Below are 13,090 nucleotides of genomic sequence, written 5' to 3'. Positions count from 1 at the left end.
ATGGACATCGTTACTTACGAAATCATTCGCAGCAGTCTCTTCGCGGTCGCGCGTGAAATGAAGATCGCGATGATGCGCACCGCCGGCAGCCCGCTCATGCACGCGAGCGGCGATTCGTCGGCCGCCATTTTCGACGCGGACATGCAACTCGTCGCGCAAGGCAACGACATTCCGACGATGCTCGGCTCGGCCGTCATCTCGACGCGCGTGTCGGTGGAAGCGGTCGGGCGCGACAATCTGCGCCCCGGCGACGTCATCGTCAGCAACGACGCCTACGTGGGCGGCGGCAATCATCAGCCCGACGTGCAATTCACGCGGCCCGTGTTCGCGGACGGCAGGATCGTCGCCTTCGTGATGACGCGCGGCCACTGGACGGACATCGGCGGACAGTCGCCGGGCAGCTATACGGTCACGACGTGGGACGTGTTCGCCGAAGGCATCCGCATTCCGCCGGTGTTTCTCTATCGCAACGACGAGCCGGTGCAGGACATGCTCAACCTGCTCACGAGAAACAGCCGTAACGCGCACGAACTGCTGCTCGACATCCAGGCGCAATACGCGGGCACCTTCGTGGGCGACCGGCGCATCGGCGAACTGGTGGCGAAGTACGGCGCCGATGCGTTGCGCGACGTGATGAGCCAGAGCCTCGATCACTCGGAGAAGCTGATTCGCGCCGAGATCGCGCGCATTCCCGATGGCGTCTACGAAGCGGAAGAGTATCTCGATCCGATCGAAGCGCCGGGCTGGAAGCAGGAGCGTCCGCTGCTCAAGGTGAAAATCACCAAGACGGGCGACCAGATCACTTTCGACTACACCGGCACCGGACCGCAGGCACGCGGCGGCATCAACTGTCCGCTATCGGTGACGTGCAACAGCACCTGGTTCACCGTGAAGGCGCTGACCGATCCGGGCATCCCGATCAACCAGGGCTGCTATCGGCCGGTGACGATCATCGCGCCCGAAGGCAGCGTGCTGAACTGCCGCTATCCGGCGTCGGTGGTGTCGGGCAACACGGAGACCTCGCCGCGCGTGATCGACCTGCTGCTCAAGGCGCTCGCGCCCGCGGTGCCGGAGCGCATCACCGGACAAAGCAACTGCGCGTCGTGCGCGGGCATTTTCAGCGGACGCGATACCGATGCGGCGCGCGTTGCCCGCACCGGCCAGGAATTCGTCACCATGCACGATGTCCACGCGGGCGGCATGGGCGCGCGCGCGGGCAAGGACGGCGTGAGCGGCGTGCGCGTCTACGTGGGCAACGCGGGCAGCCAGTCGGTCGAGATGATCGAAGCGACGTCGCCGCTGATGGTCGAGGAGTGGTCGCTCGTCACCGACAGCGGCGGCGCGGGCCGCCGGCGCGGCGGGCTGACATCGCGGCGCGTGTATCGCGTCGAATATGACGAAGCCACCTTCACCGTCTCCGGCGAACGCGGACGTTCGGCGCCCGAAGGCCACTTCGGCGGCCAGCCGGGCACGCGCTTCCAGTGCGTCGTCGAGCGCGCCGACGGCAGCGAACACAAGGTTGCGGCGAAGGGCGGGCAGACGGTCGTGTATCGCGGCGATCGCGTGACGGTGCAGCCCGCGGGCAGCGGCGGTTATGGCGATCCGCGCGAACGCGAGCAGGCGCGCATCGATGCCGATGTCGCCGATGGCTACATCAGCGCGGATGCGGCGGCGCGACTATACGGGCAACGCGATGCGGCGCCGGAGCAAGCGGCCGACGCGCCGTTCGAAGTGGCGGCGCAATGAGCACGCATGAAACGATGAGCCAGCCCCTGCCGCTCGCGGGCGTGTGCGTGATCGAGATCGGCCACAGTCTCGCCGCGCCATACGCCGGCATGATCCTCGGTTCGCTGGGCGCCGAGGTCATCAAGATCGAAAGCGCGGAACACGGCGATTACGCGCGCGACTGGGGCCCGCCCTTCGTCGATGGCGCGGCCGCGCTGTTTCATGCGGTGAATCACGGCAAGCAGAGCATCGCGATGTCGCTGTCGAATCCCGATGAAGCCCAGGCGTTACGCGAGCTGATCGCGCGCCGCGCCGATGTCGTGCTGCAGAACCTGAAGGCGGGCGGCACGGAGAAATACGGTCTCGGTGGCGAACAGATGCTGCGCATGAAGCCGTCGCTGGTGTACTGCAATCTCGGCGCGTTCGGCACGGCGGGACCGCTGCGCGACAAGCCCGGCTACGATCCGCTCGTGCAGGCGCTGTCCGGTCTGATGAGCTTCCTCGGCCAGCCGGGCGAGCCGCTGTCGCGCATTCCGGTGTCGGTGAACGACATGGGCACGGGGCTATGGGCCGCGATAGGCGTGCTCGCCGCGCTCTTCAGACGTCAGGCGACGGGCGCGGGCGAAGTCGTGTCGGTGTCGCTGTACGAGACGGCGATCAGCTGGGCGGGCATCCAGATCGCCGACTATCTCGCCTCGGGCGTGCTGCCGGGGCGCTGGGGATCGGGGACGGCCGCGATCGTGCCGCATCAGGCCTTCGAATGCGCGGACGGCACCATCATGGTCGCCGCGGGCAACGACCGCCTGTTTCATCGCCTGTGCGGCGTGCTTGCCATCCCCGCGCTCGCCGAAGACCCGCGCTTCGTCACCAACGGCGCGCGCGTGAGCAACCGGGTCGAGCTGATCGACTTGCTGCATGCGCAGTTCCGCAAGCAGGGCATCGCGCACTGGCTCGATGCGCTCGACCGGGCCGGCATTCCGTGCGGCCCGATCCAGACCATCGATCAGGTCGTGGAGCACGAGCAGACCAGGGCGCTCGACCTGCTGCTCACCACCGACGATGGCGCGGCGACGGTCGTCGGCGTGCCGATCTCGTTCGGCGGCGCGCGGCCCGCGCACACGGGCGTGACGCCCAAGCTCGGCGAACATAATCATCTGCTGGCGAAAACGCCACTGGAGACATCTTGAAACTTGCATCGCAACTGGTCGGCGCGCTCGACACGCTGACGCTCGAAGAAATCGACGAACAGATCCTCGTCGTCAAGCTCGATCGCCCGGAAGTCTCGAACGCGATCAGCACCACGATGGGCGAGGAAATCATCCGGGTATTCGGCGCGCTGGAAGCGAACCCGGCGCTGTATCGCTGCGTGATCCTCACGGGCGCGGGCGAGCGTGCGTTCTGCGGCGGCGCGGACCTCAAGCAACGCGAAGGCATGACCGACGAGCAGTTCGGCGTGCAGCACTACCTGTTCGAGCGCATGAACCGCGCGATCACCTATTGCCCGGTGCCGATCATCTGCGCGGCGAACGGCTCGGCGGTCGCGGGCGGACTGGAACTGCTGCTCGCCTGCGACTTCGCGTATGCAAGCGCAAGCGCGGTATTCGGCTTCACGGAGGTCAAACGCGGCATCATGCCGGGCGGCGGCGGCACGCAACAACTGCCGCGCACCATCGGCATGCGGCGCGCGAAGGAACTGATTCTGCGCGGCGCGAAATTCACGGCGCACGAAGCGCTCGCGTGGGGCGTCGTCAACCGGCTGTGCGAGCCGGGGCGCGTGCTCGCCGATGCCATCGACGCGGCGCGCGACATCTGCACGAGCGCGCCGCTGTCGGTCGCGCAGGCGAAAAAGGCAATCGACCTCGGCATGCAGGGCGACCTGCGCACCGGGCTGTATCTGGAAATCGAAGCGTACAACCGGCTGATTCCGACCGAGGATCGTCTCGAAGGCATCAGCGCCTACAACGAGAAACGCTCGCCCCGATTCCAGGGCCGCTAACCTCGACTGCACGGCCGACCCAAAAACCCGGACTCACCGGAGGAGACAGACATGACACCCGACATCGGCAGCTTCGACGGGCCAACGGCCGAAGCGACGTACGGCAAGATCACGCGCAGGCTTATACCTTTTCTGTTCCTGTGCTATGTGTTCGCGTTCCTCGATCGCATCAACATCGGTATCGCGCAGCTCGACATGAAGCATGACGTAGGCTTCAGCGATCTCACCTACAGCATCGGCGCGGGCATCTTCTTTCTCGGCTACGTGCTGATGGAAGTGCCGAGCAATCTGCTGCTCGCGCGCATCGGCGTGAAGCGCACCTTTTCGCGCATCATGATCCTGTGGGGCTTGATCGCGGCGGGCACGGCGTTCGTCACGCTGCCTTCGCATCTCTACACCGTGCGCTTCTTTCTCGGGCTTGCGGAGGCGGGGCTGTATCCCGGCGTGATTTTCTATCTCACGCGCTGGTATCCGGTCGAGCGTCGCGCCAAGGTGATCGCCATCTTCACCTGCGCGACCGGCATCGCGGGCCTGTTCGGCGGGCCCTTGTCGGGCGCGCTCATGACGTACTTCAACGGCTACTTCGGGCTGCACGGCTGGCAGTGGATGTTCATCGTGCAAGGCCTGCCCGCGAGCGTGCTCGGGGTGGTCGCGTTCTTCTTTCTCGATGACGGCCCGCAGCAGGCCAAATGGCTCACCGAGAACGAGAAGGCCGTCGTGCTCGCCGACATTCGCAAGAGCTCGAGCGTGTCGACGAAGCATGCGGAGCACACTTTCGCCCGCGCGCTGAGGGATTTCCGCGTCTACGTGATGGGCTTCGTGTGGTTCACGCAGATCGCGGGCGTGTTCGCGATCGGCTTCTGGCTGCCGACGCTCATCAAGAGCGCGGGGGTGTCGGGCGCGTTGCAGATCGGCTGCTATTCCGCGATCCCGTATTTCGTGAGCTGGGTCGCGCTCATCATGCTCAACCGTCATTCGGATCGCACGATGGAACGGCGCTGGCATTGCGCCGTTGCGATGGTGTTCGGCGCGGCCGGCCTCGTCGTCGCGGCATTCACGACGGGCAATCTGGCGCTGTCGCTGGTGGCGCTCTCGGTCGCGACGGCGGGCATCCTCGCGCCCAACCCGCTGATCTGGGCGATCTCGACGGATTACATCCGCGGCAGCGGCGCGGCGGGCGGTGTCGCGGTGATCAATTGCGTGGGTCTGCTCGGCGGTTTCGTCAGCCCGATGATCATCGGCTCGATCAAGACGATGACCAACAGCATGGTCGGCGGTCTCGGCGCGATCGCGCTGCTGATGGTGCTCGGCGCAATTGCGGCAGTGGTGCTCGCGCCGGCGACATCGGCCGCAGCGGCTGGCGTCGGCCATACGGACGAAAGCAACGATGCAGTCGCGGACGCGACGATCTGAATGGAGCAGACATGATCGAAAAAGATGTGCAGATTCGCGAAGTCGGCTTGCGCGACGGGCTGCAAATGGTGCGCACGATACTCACGAGCGAGCAGAAGCTCGAATGGTGCGCGCGAATGGTCGATGCCGGCGTGACCGATATCGAAGTGACGTCGTTCGTGCCGCCCAAAGTCGTGCCGCAATTCGCGGACGCGGTCGAGGTCGCGACGGGCGCGCTCGCCATCGAGGGGCTTCACGCCGCAGCGCTGGTGCCCAACCTGAAGGGCGCGCAACGCGCATTCGACGTGGGATTGCGCAAGGTGCATTACGTGCTGTCCGCGAGCAACGAGCACAACCTGAAGAACGTGCGGCGCAGCACGGCGGAGTCGGTCGAGGACTTCGTGCGAATCGCGGCGGCGCGCCACGAGCTGGGCGGCGATGTCGTGCTCGGCGCGGGCGTGGCGACCGCGTTCGGCTGCACCATCGCGGGCGAGGTCGATGAACGCATCGTGCTCGGGCTCGTCGAATCGCTGATGGAAGCCGGCGCGCAAGAGATCACCATCGCCGACACGGTTGGCTATGCGAATCCCGCGCGGGTGCGTGCGCTCATGAAGCGGGTTCTGGCGCTTGCGGGGCAACTGCCCGTTGCCTGCCATTTGCACGACACCCGCGGTCTGGGTCTCGCGAACGTCATGGCCGCGCTCGATGCAGGCGTGCGTGCGTTCGATGCATCGCTCGGCGGGCTCGGCGGCTGTCCGTTCGCACCGAACGCGACGGGCAACATCAATACCGAGGACACGGTGTTCATGCTCGAAGCGCAAGGCCTGCGCACGGGCATCGATATTGACCGGCTGCTGGCGATTCGCGAGACCATCGCGGGATGGCTGCCCGGCGAGCCGTTCACGGGCGCGATCGCCCGCGCGGGTTTGCCGAAGACCTTCGTGCATCGGGAGGCGATCGCTGCATGAGCCGCTTACCGGGCTAGGACGCTGCCGCGAGCCGTTCGAGCAGATCGGCAAGCAGGGCGGGCGCGAGGACCATCGCGTCGTGGCCGGTGTCGATGCTCTCCCAGCCCCAGCCCGGATGTTGCGACCGGATATGCTCGCGCACGGGCGCGAGCGTGTCGTACGACGGATTCGCGCAATGCACGTAGGTGCAAGGCAGCCCATTGCCGAGCGGATGTTCGAGCATGAGCGGCGTGGTGTAGGTCGCAAGCGGATGCGGCGTGAGCCGCCGATGCACCCAGCCGGCACGCGGATGATCGTCCGGTATGCCGGTGCCCTTCAACCCGTTGACGGGCATCGCGAGCGACTGGCCGCTTGCCCGTACCGACGCCATGCGCTCGTCTACGACACTTGCAGGCAGGATATCGAACGCGCATTGGCCGCTTTGCACGAGCAGGCTGTCGAGGAATACGAGCGTGCGCAGCGTGTGGGGAATGCGATCGGCGACGCCCGATGCAACAAGGCCGCCATAGCTGTGGCCCACCAGCACGACGTCGTTCAGTTCCTCCGCTTCGATGACATTGACGATATCGGCGATATTCACATCGAGCGACGTGACCGACGCAAGCAAATGATGGCGTTCGCCGAGGCCGGTCATGGTCGGGGCGATGACGCGATGGCCGCGCCCGATCAGTTCATCGACGACGGGTCGCCAGACCCAGCCGCCGTGCCAGGCGCCGTGAACGAGGACGAAGTTGTTGTTCTGTATGCTGCCTTTCAAGTCGGTCTCCTGATGAATTCGTGCGCGAGAGGATGAATGACACATGCCCGGTCAATCGTCGCAGAGATAAAGCCGCTACGCAACCGATAACAAAAGCTCCAAGCGCCGCTGATTACTGGTTATCACCGATATAACCCGCGCGTCTCACCTGATCTGTACTTTTCATTATCTTTGCGCATCGATTCTTTTTAGACTGGCGAAGCATGTTGGGGATGGAAGAGGAGTGCGTCGATCACGTTAGCCCACGCCGTAAAACATGGAGACAGCGAGTGAACGAGTCCGTTCTAAATTCCGAGCCGGCGTCAGCCGATGCGCTTCAGTCCGGATCGACTGCAAACGCGCATGATCGATCGCTCTACTTGCGCGTCACGCTGCGCATCGTGCCCTTGCTTTTCGTGTGTTACGTCGTCGCGTTTCTGGATCGCATCAACGTCGGCTTTGCAAAGCTGCAGATGCAGGACGCGCTCGGCTTCAGCGACAGCGTGTATGGCCTGGGCGCCGGCATTTTCTTTCTCTCATACTGCTTGCTGGAAGTGCCGAGCGCCATGCTGCTCAGGCGCATGGGCGCGAAGCGAACCATTGCGCGCATCATGATTTGCTGGGGAATCGTCGGGGCGTGCTCCGCGTTCGTGACGAACGTCACCCAGTTCTATATCGTGCGATTGCTGCTCGGTGTGTTCGAGGCGGGCTTCTTTCCCGGCGTGATCTTCTACTTGAGTTCGTGGTTTCCGGAAAGAAGGCGCGGCGTGATAATCGCGTGCTTCATGGTGGGGTTTCCGGTCGCGGGTCTCGTCGGCGGTCCTGTGTCCGGATGGGCGATGACGAGTCTTGCTCATGTCGCCAATCTCGCCGGATGGCAGTGGCTTTATATCGTCGAGGCGCTGCCGGCGGTCGTGCTCGGTCTCGTCACGTTATTCCTGCTGGACGATAACATCGACAAGGCGAAATGGCTCACTGAAGCGGAGAAGAGTGTGCTTCGCCAGGCCTTCCAAGTCGAGATGGAGCGCAAGCGCAAGGCCGGAAACAACGGTCATGCGAAGCTCGCGGAGGCGCTTTCGGACCCCAAGGTCTATATGCTCGCGTTCATCGATTTCGCGTTTGTCTGCGGAACCTATTCGGTGACCTTCTGGCTTCCGACCGTCATGAAGGACTCGGGCATTTCGAATCTCTCTCTGCTCGGATGGCTTTCCGTCATACCGTACGGCATGGGGGCGATCGGCATGGTCGCGATCAGCCGAAGCTCGGATCGAATGCTCGAGCGGCGTTGGCATGCGGCCATCGCGGGTTTCGTGGGCGCTGTCGCCTTGTTGCTCGTCTCGCATCCGACGAACTCCCCCGCCTTGACCGTTGGGCTGCTGACGATTGCCTGCGTGGGCATCTTCGCGACCAACGTCCTTATCTGGTCGCTCGCGGCGGATTACCTGAACGGATCGCCGGCGGCAGCGACGAGCATCGCTTTCGTCAACTGCATCGGCTTGCTCAGTGGCTTTTGCAGTCCGTTCGTCATCGGATGGCTCAAGACCGCGACAGGAACGCTCGTCAGCGGCCTCTACGTGATGACGGCAATACTCGTGTCGGGCATTCTCGTCATGCTGCTCGGCTTCAGACGTCATACGCAAGCGCGGCTTTGATCCGCACCTCGAAAGGAACCGGCCAGGACCTATGCATAACATTGCCATTCTCGATGATTTCCAGAACACCGCGCTTCGATTCGGAAACTGGAACAGCTTGCGCGAACACGCTGACATCACGGTCATCACGAACACGATCAGTGAAGAGAGCGAACTGGTCGAGCGTCTGCGTCCCTACGACATCCTCTGCGTGATGCGCGAGCGCACCTGGTTCACGCGTAGCGTCCTGTCGAAGCTGCCGAATCTTAAGTTGCTGGCAAGCACGGGGCCGTGGAACGCAGCCATCGATATCGAAGCGGCCCATGAACTGGGCATAACGGTGTGCGGGACCGCATCCTCGCCGACGGCCGCGGCCGAACTTGCATGGGCGCTTATTCTTGCCGCGACGCGGCACATTCCGCGTGAAGTCGCATCGTTCAGGAAGGGAGGCTGGCAGGTATCGGTCGGCGGCGACCTGCATGGCAAAACCATCGGTCTTCTGGGTCTGGGTTATACCGGTGGCGCGACCGCGCGAGTCGCCCAGGCTTTCGGGATGCGCACGATCGCATGGAGCCAGAACATGACGCAAGAGTCGGCCGCGAAGTTCGGCGCTTCATATGTCTCCAAGGAGGAACTGCTCGCCGCGAGCGACATCCTTTCGATTCACGTCCGCCTTTCGGACCGGACGCGCAATCTGATCGGCGCGAAAGAATTGGCGATGATGCAGCCGCACGCGCTGCTGGTGAACACCGCGCGCGGACCGATCGTGAACGAAAAGGCGCTGATCGATGCGCTGAGCGAGAAACAGATCGCGGCCGCCGCGCTCGATGTTTTCGATCAGGAGCCGTTGCCGCCGCAGCATCCGTTCCGATCGATGGACAATGTCATCGCGACATCCCACATTGGCTACGTCACCGATGAGTCTTATCGAATCTATTACGGCGAGTCGGTTGAAAACATTCGCGCCTGGATCGCAGGTACGCCTGTCCGTGTGCTGACGCCTGCGCAACGCGAAATCAGTTACATCACGCAAGGCGCGTAGCGACTTTCGTTCCCCATGCCGACGGCGGCGACGTATCCGAAGTCGCCGCATCCGGACGAGCGAAGGCGTTCGCGCATCAGGCATCGTCATGCTTTCAATGACGTAGCGCCTCGGTGCCTTTTCCCGTCCAGCGTTTGAGCGCGCGACGGAAATTCGCGGCATCGCTGAAGCCGAGCAGCATCGCAACGTCCTCGGTGCTCATCTTCGTCGTCTTCAGGTATTCGAGCGCGAGCGAGCGTTTGACATCATCGACGATGGCCTGGAACGACGAACCTTCTTCGTCAAGTCGCCGCCTCAAGGTTCGCGACGTGAGATGCATCGACTTCGCGACGCTCTCCATGTCGGGAAAGGAGCCGGGCGTGGCCATCAGACTTTGATACACCTCGCCCGAGACGCCGCTCGATGTCTTCGCCTGTCCAATCAATCGATCGCAAGTCTCTTGCAGCATTGCCGTCGTGAGAGGGTGAGCGAGTTGCGGTTTGCGCTCGAGTATCGCGCTGTCGTAGATCAACTCGCATTGCGCCTGCCCGAAGAGACATTCGCATCCAAGATAGTCCGGGTAGATGTCCGCGTGCGCGGGCGCGGGATACGAGAAACACGCTTTCACAGGCGGACATATACCGCCGGCGACGTCCTGAAGATGCGTCACGTGCTGCGTGTATTGCTGCTCGATGATGAATTCGCGCAGTTCACGGGACGGGCTCGACGTAAACGCATCGGGGAACGTCCAGACCATGCGGTCCGGATACTCCGTCCATTCGATCGCGACGGTCGGCGTCGCCAGCCGGTGATACTTCACGCCCAGTTTGAAGTAGTCGCGCAACGACAAACACGACATGAGCGCGTAGCCATACATGCCGTAGGCGGACAGGTGCAATTTGCGTCCGACCTTGAAAGGCGTAGCTGGATCGCAGCCCAGCGACACGGCGTTCCTGCAGACGGTCGCATACTGTCCGACGGACGTGAGGACGGACGCGTCCTGCAATTCGCCAACCGTGACACCCGAGCCGCTCAGGCTGTCTTCGGGTGCGATGCCCTGCTCCGCGAGCACCTCGACCAGCGCGGCAATCTTGTAGGGCGCGAACATGCGTTCGTTGAGCGGCGGGCGGATAGTGGCCATGTTTCTCTTGTCCTCTGAGGACTCGCGAGTGTCCGAAAAAGACCTTTTCTCGAAGATGCTACCTCAATAAGATTTGAGTCACAAGGCGCCACTGACGTGCGAGAAGGCGCTGAATGCAAACGGAGACGAGGACTTTCCCGATGAGCGATACAGGCCGCAAGGTCATCATTTCGTGCGCAGTCACCGGCGCCACTCACGTCCCGACAATGTCGGAGCATCTGCCGATCACGCCCGCGCAAATCCGCGACCAGGCGATCGACGCCGCTCGAGCCGGAGCGGCGATCATTCATCTCCACGCGCGCGACCCCAAAGACGGGCGTCCCACGCCCAGCCCCGACGTCTTTCGCGAATTCGTCCCCGCCATCGCAGAGGCAACGGACGCGGTCATCAACATCACGACAGGCGGCAGCACGCGCATGACCCTGGAGGAGCGGCTCGCTTATCCGCTGCAAGCGGCGCCCGAGATGTGTTCACTCAACATGGGGTCGATGAACTTCTCGATCCATCCGCTTGCAAGCAAGGTATCGTCCTGGCGCTATGAGTGGGAAAAGGGCTATGTCGAGGGCATGGAAGACATGATCTTCCGCAACACCTTCAAAGACATCAAGCGCATCCTTCTCGAGCTCGGAGGTCGAGGCACGCGCTTCGAGTTCGAATGCTACGACCTCGGGCATCTCTACAATCTCGCGCATTTCGTCGATCAAGGCCTGATCAAGCCGCCGTTTTTCATTCAGTCGGTGTTCGGCATCCTGGGCGGCATCGGCGCGGATCCGGAGAACATGACCGTGATGCGCGCAACGGCCGACCGCCTGTTCGGACGCGAGAACTATCACTTCTCCGTGCTGGGCGCAGGCCGTCATCAGATGCCGCTGGTCACGATGAGCGCGATTCTCGGCGGCAACGTCCGCGTCGGGCTGGAAGACAGCGTGTACATCGCGAAGGGCGTGAAGGCCGAGTCGAACGCGCAGCAAGTGCGCAAGATCCGTCGAATCCTCGAAGAACTGTCGTTTGAAATAGCGACGCCGGACGATGCGCGCGCCATGCTGGGATTGAAGGGGCGCGACAAGGTTACACCGTAAGACTTTCGATATTCGTAGACAGGGCGCAGACCCATCCCGGAGACACAATGAACATCATCGACAACCTCGATAAGCTGCATCACACCGCGACCCGGAAAGCGATGCGGCGACTCATTCCACTCATGTGCGCGATCTACTTCATGTCGTTTCTGGATCGCACGAACGTCGCGTTGGCGAAAGCGCAACTGGCAGTCGATGTCGGCATCAGTGCCGCCGCGTATGGATTGGGTTCGGGCATCTTCTTCATCGGCTATGCCTTGCTCGAAGTGCCCAGCAATCTTGCTGCGCACAGAATCGGGCCGCGGCGATGGATCGCGAGAATCGCGGTGACGTGGGGCATTCTCTCCACCGCGATGATGTTCGTGCAAGGCGAGTGGTCGTTCTACGTACTGCGTGTGTTGCTGGGCATCGCTGAAGCGGGGCTTTTCCCTGCGCTCATGTACATGGTCACGCTGTGGTTCGCACCGAACGACAAGCCTGTCGTAGTGGGCTGGATCTATATCGCGCCGGCGCTTGCGTTGATGCTCGGCAGTCCGCTCGGCGGAGCCCTGATGCAAATGAATGGGCTCGGCGGCCTTCATGGCTGGCAGTGGATGTTCATGATCGAGGGCATTCCCAGCGTTCTGGTCGGCATTCTGCTTTTCTTCAAGATGCCGGAGCGTCCGCGCGACGCCCGCTGGCTGTCCGCCGAGGAAGCGCAGGCGCTGGAATCACGCGCAGCCGCTGACGCGCAAGGGCATCCGGAGCTCACGTCTTCCGACTGGATGGCGGCGTTGAAGCGTCCCACGACTGTCCTGATGGGCCTGATCTACTTTCTGAACCAGGTGGCGTTCGTCGGGCTCTACTTTTTTGCGCCCTCGATGATTCAGCAGATGCACGTCAAGTCGCCGTTTCTCGTGGGCGTGCTTGCCGCGAGCGTCGGCCTCGGTTTCCTGTTGGGCGTGCTCATTCTTCCGCGGATTCATCGGCGTTACGGCAATGACTGCGCTTACCTGGGCATGCTCACGGTGGGGCTCATTGCCGGTGCGTGCGCGTTCATCGCCACATCGAATCCTGCGGCACGCATGGTGCTCCTTGCGGTCACGGCTTTCTTTGCCGGAGGCGTGTTGCCATCGTACTGGGCCATCGCGATGAAGCGCCTTCACGGCATTCAGGCAGCGGCAGGGCTTGCGTTCATCAACACGATCGGGCTTATCGGCGGGTTCGTTGGACCCTACCTGTTCGGATTGGCTGAAACCGTGACGGGACGTAGCGATTCCGGCTTCTACATCATTCTCGTGGCGTCGTTGCTCGGTCTGCTGCTCGTGCCGGTGTTCGCAAAGGCGATTCGCCGCGAGACCGAAACGTCGCACCCGCTTGGAAAGGGCAGTGCTGCCGAAATGCATTCTTGAACGATCGACC

The 13,090-nt window shown here is 63.0% G+C and carries 11 protein-coding genes; 9 read left to right on the top strand and 2 right to left on the bottom strand.

The genetic code is table 11. The features are described from left to right. From NCS58_RS32865 to NCS58_RS32845, 5 genes are read left to right on the top strand one after another with little or no spacing between them, the layout of a single operon-like run. A complete protein-coding gene (locus NCS58_RS32865; protein ID WP_061118669.1) occupies positions 1-1,746 on the top strand; it encodes a hydantoinase B/oxoprolinase family protein in 1,746 nt (581 codons plus the stop codon). Next, positions 1,743-2,912: a CaiB/BaiF CoA-transferase family protein gene (locus tag NCS58_RS32860; protein ID WP_250539013.1), complete on the top strand. Its 1,170-nt coding sequence runs from the start codon at positions 1,743-1,745 to the stop codon at positions 2,910-2,912. Before NCS58_RS32865 ends, NCS58_RS32860 begins: the two co-directional genes overlap by 4 nt. Then, positions 2,909-3,721, top strand: a complete 813-nt coding sequence (locus tag NCS58_RS32855; RefSeq protein WP_061118668.1) for an enoyl-CoA hydratase/isomerase family protein — start codon at positions 2,909-2,911, stop codon at positions 3,719-3,721. The genes NCS58_RS32860 and NCS58_RS32855 overlap by 4 nt, the downstream gene beginning before the upstream one ends. Before the next feature lie 51 nt (positions 3,722-3,772). Next, positions 3,773-5,134, top strand: a complete 1,362-nt coding sequence (locus tag NCS58_RS32850) for an MFS transporter (RefSeq protein ID WP_250477954.1) — start codon at positions 3,773-3,775, stop codon at positions 5,132-5,134. Positions 5,135-5,145: 11 nt separating this feature from the next. Further along, complete coding sequence (locus tag NCS58_RS32845) at positions 5,146-6,081, top strand: hydroxymethylglutaryl-CoA lyase (RefSeq protein WP_250539012.1); 936 nt, start codon at positions 5,146-5,148, stop codon at positions 6,079-6,081. A gap of 13 nt (positions 6,082-6,094) precedes the next feature. On the opposite strand, the gene NCS58_RS32840 is transcribed toward NCS58_RS32845, so the two are convergent. Then, positions 6,095-6,838 (bottom strand): alpha/beta hydrolase family protein, encoded by a 744-nt coding sequence (locus NCS58_RS32840; RefSeq protein WP_250477952.1) that lies wholly within the window; start codon positions 6,836-6,838, stop codon positions 6,095-6,097. A gap of 269 nt (positions 6,839-7,107) precedes the next feature. Between NCS58_RS32840 and NCS58_RS32835 the strand changes: the two genes are divergently transcribed. Together NCS58_RS32835 and NCS58_RS32830 are read left to right on the top strand one after the other, a co-directional pair. Continuing rightward, positions 7,108-8,469 (top strand): MFS transporter, encoded by a 1,362-nt coding sequence (locus NCS58_RS32835; protein ID WP_061118665.1) that lies wholly within the window; start codon positions 7,108-7,110, stop codon positions 8,467-8,469. Between the two features lie 31 nt (positions 8,470-8,500). Then, positions 8,501-9,490, top strand: a complete 990-nt coding sequence (locus NCS58_RS32830) for a D-2-hydroxyacid dehydrogenase family protein (RefSeq protein WP_061118664.1) — start codon at positions 8,501-8,503, stop codon at positions 9,488-9,490. A 94-nt stretch (positions 9,491-9,584) separates the two neighbouring features. Here NCS58_RS32830 and NCS58_RS32825 read toward each other — a convergent pair whose 3' ends face one another. Beyond that, positions 9,585-10,610, bottom strand: a complete 1,026-nt coding sequence (locus tag NCS58_RS32825; RefSeq protein ID WP_250477951.1) for an AraC family transcriptional regulator — start codon at positions 10,608-10,610, stop codon at positions 9,585-9,587. Between the two features lie 140 nt (positions 10,611-10,750). Here NCS58_RS32825 and NCS58_RS32820 point away from each other — a divergent pair, with 140 nt between their 5' ends. Next, the gene (locus tag NCS58_RS32820; RefSeq protein ID WP_250477950.1) at positions 10,751-11,689 is read left to right on the top strand and encodes a 3-keto-5-aminohexanoate cleavage protein; all 939 of its coding nucleotides are present in this window, start codon (positions 10,751-10,753) and stop codon (positions 11,687-11,689) included. A 47-nt stretch (positions 11,690-11,736) separates the two neighbouring features. After that, positions 11,737-13,080, top strand: coding sequence for an MFS transporter (locus NCS58_RS32815; RefSeq protein WP_250477949.1), 1,344 nt, complete (start codon positions 11,737-11,739; stop codon positions 13,078-13,080). Positions 13,081-13,090: the final 10 nt, after the last annotated feature.

This window comes from Caballeronia sp. INML3B (assembly GCF_023631305.1).
Taxonomy (GTDB): domain Bacteria; phylum Pseudomonadota; class Gammaproteobacteria; order Burkholderiales; family Burkholderiaceae; genus Caballeronia; species Caballeronia turbans.
The sequence above is the reverse complement of the archived record's forward strand: the minus strand, read 5'-3'. Positions and strand labels throughout refer to the sequence as shown.

What these genes read in the sequence shown, in the direction of transcription:
- NCS58_RS32865 (WP_061118669.1), top strand. Translation starts at nt 1, where the DNA reads ATGGACATCGTTACTTACGAAATCATTCGCAGCAGTCTCTTCGCGGTC.
- NCS58_RS32860 (WP_250539013.1), top strand. Translation starts at nt 1,743, where the DNA reads ATGAGCACGCATGAAACGATGAGCCAGCCCCTGCCGCTCGCGGGCGTG.
- NCS58_RS32850 (WP_250477954.1), top strand. Translation starts at nt 3,773, where the DNA reads ATGACACCCGACATCGGCAGCTTCGACGGGCCAACGGCCGAAGCGACG.
- NCS58_RS32845 (WP_250539012.1), top strand. Translation starts at nt 5,146, where the DNA reads ATGATCGAAAAAGATGTGCAGATTCGCGAAGTCGGCTTGCGCGACGGG.
- NCS58_RS32830 (WP_061118664.1), top strand. Translation starts at nt 8,501, where the DNA reads ATGCATAACATTGCCATTCTCGATGATTTCCAGAACACCGCGCTTCGA.
- NCS58_RS32825 (WP_250477951.1), bottom strand. Translation starts at nt 10,610, where the DNA reads ATGGCCACTATCCGCCCGCCGCTCAACGAACGCATGTTCGCGCCCTAC.
- NCS58_RS32820 (WP_250477950.1), top strand. Translation starts at nt 10,751, where the DNA reads ATGAGCGATACAGGCCGCAAGGTCATCATTTCGTGCGCAGTCACCGGC.
- NCS58_RS32815 (WP_250477949.1), top strand. Translation starts at nt 11,737, where the DNA reads ATGAACATCATCGACAACCTCGATAAGCTGCATCACACCGCGACCCGG.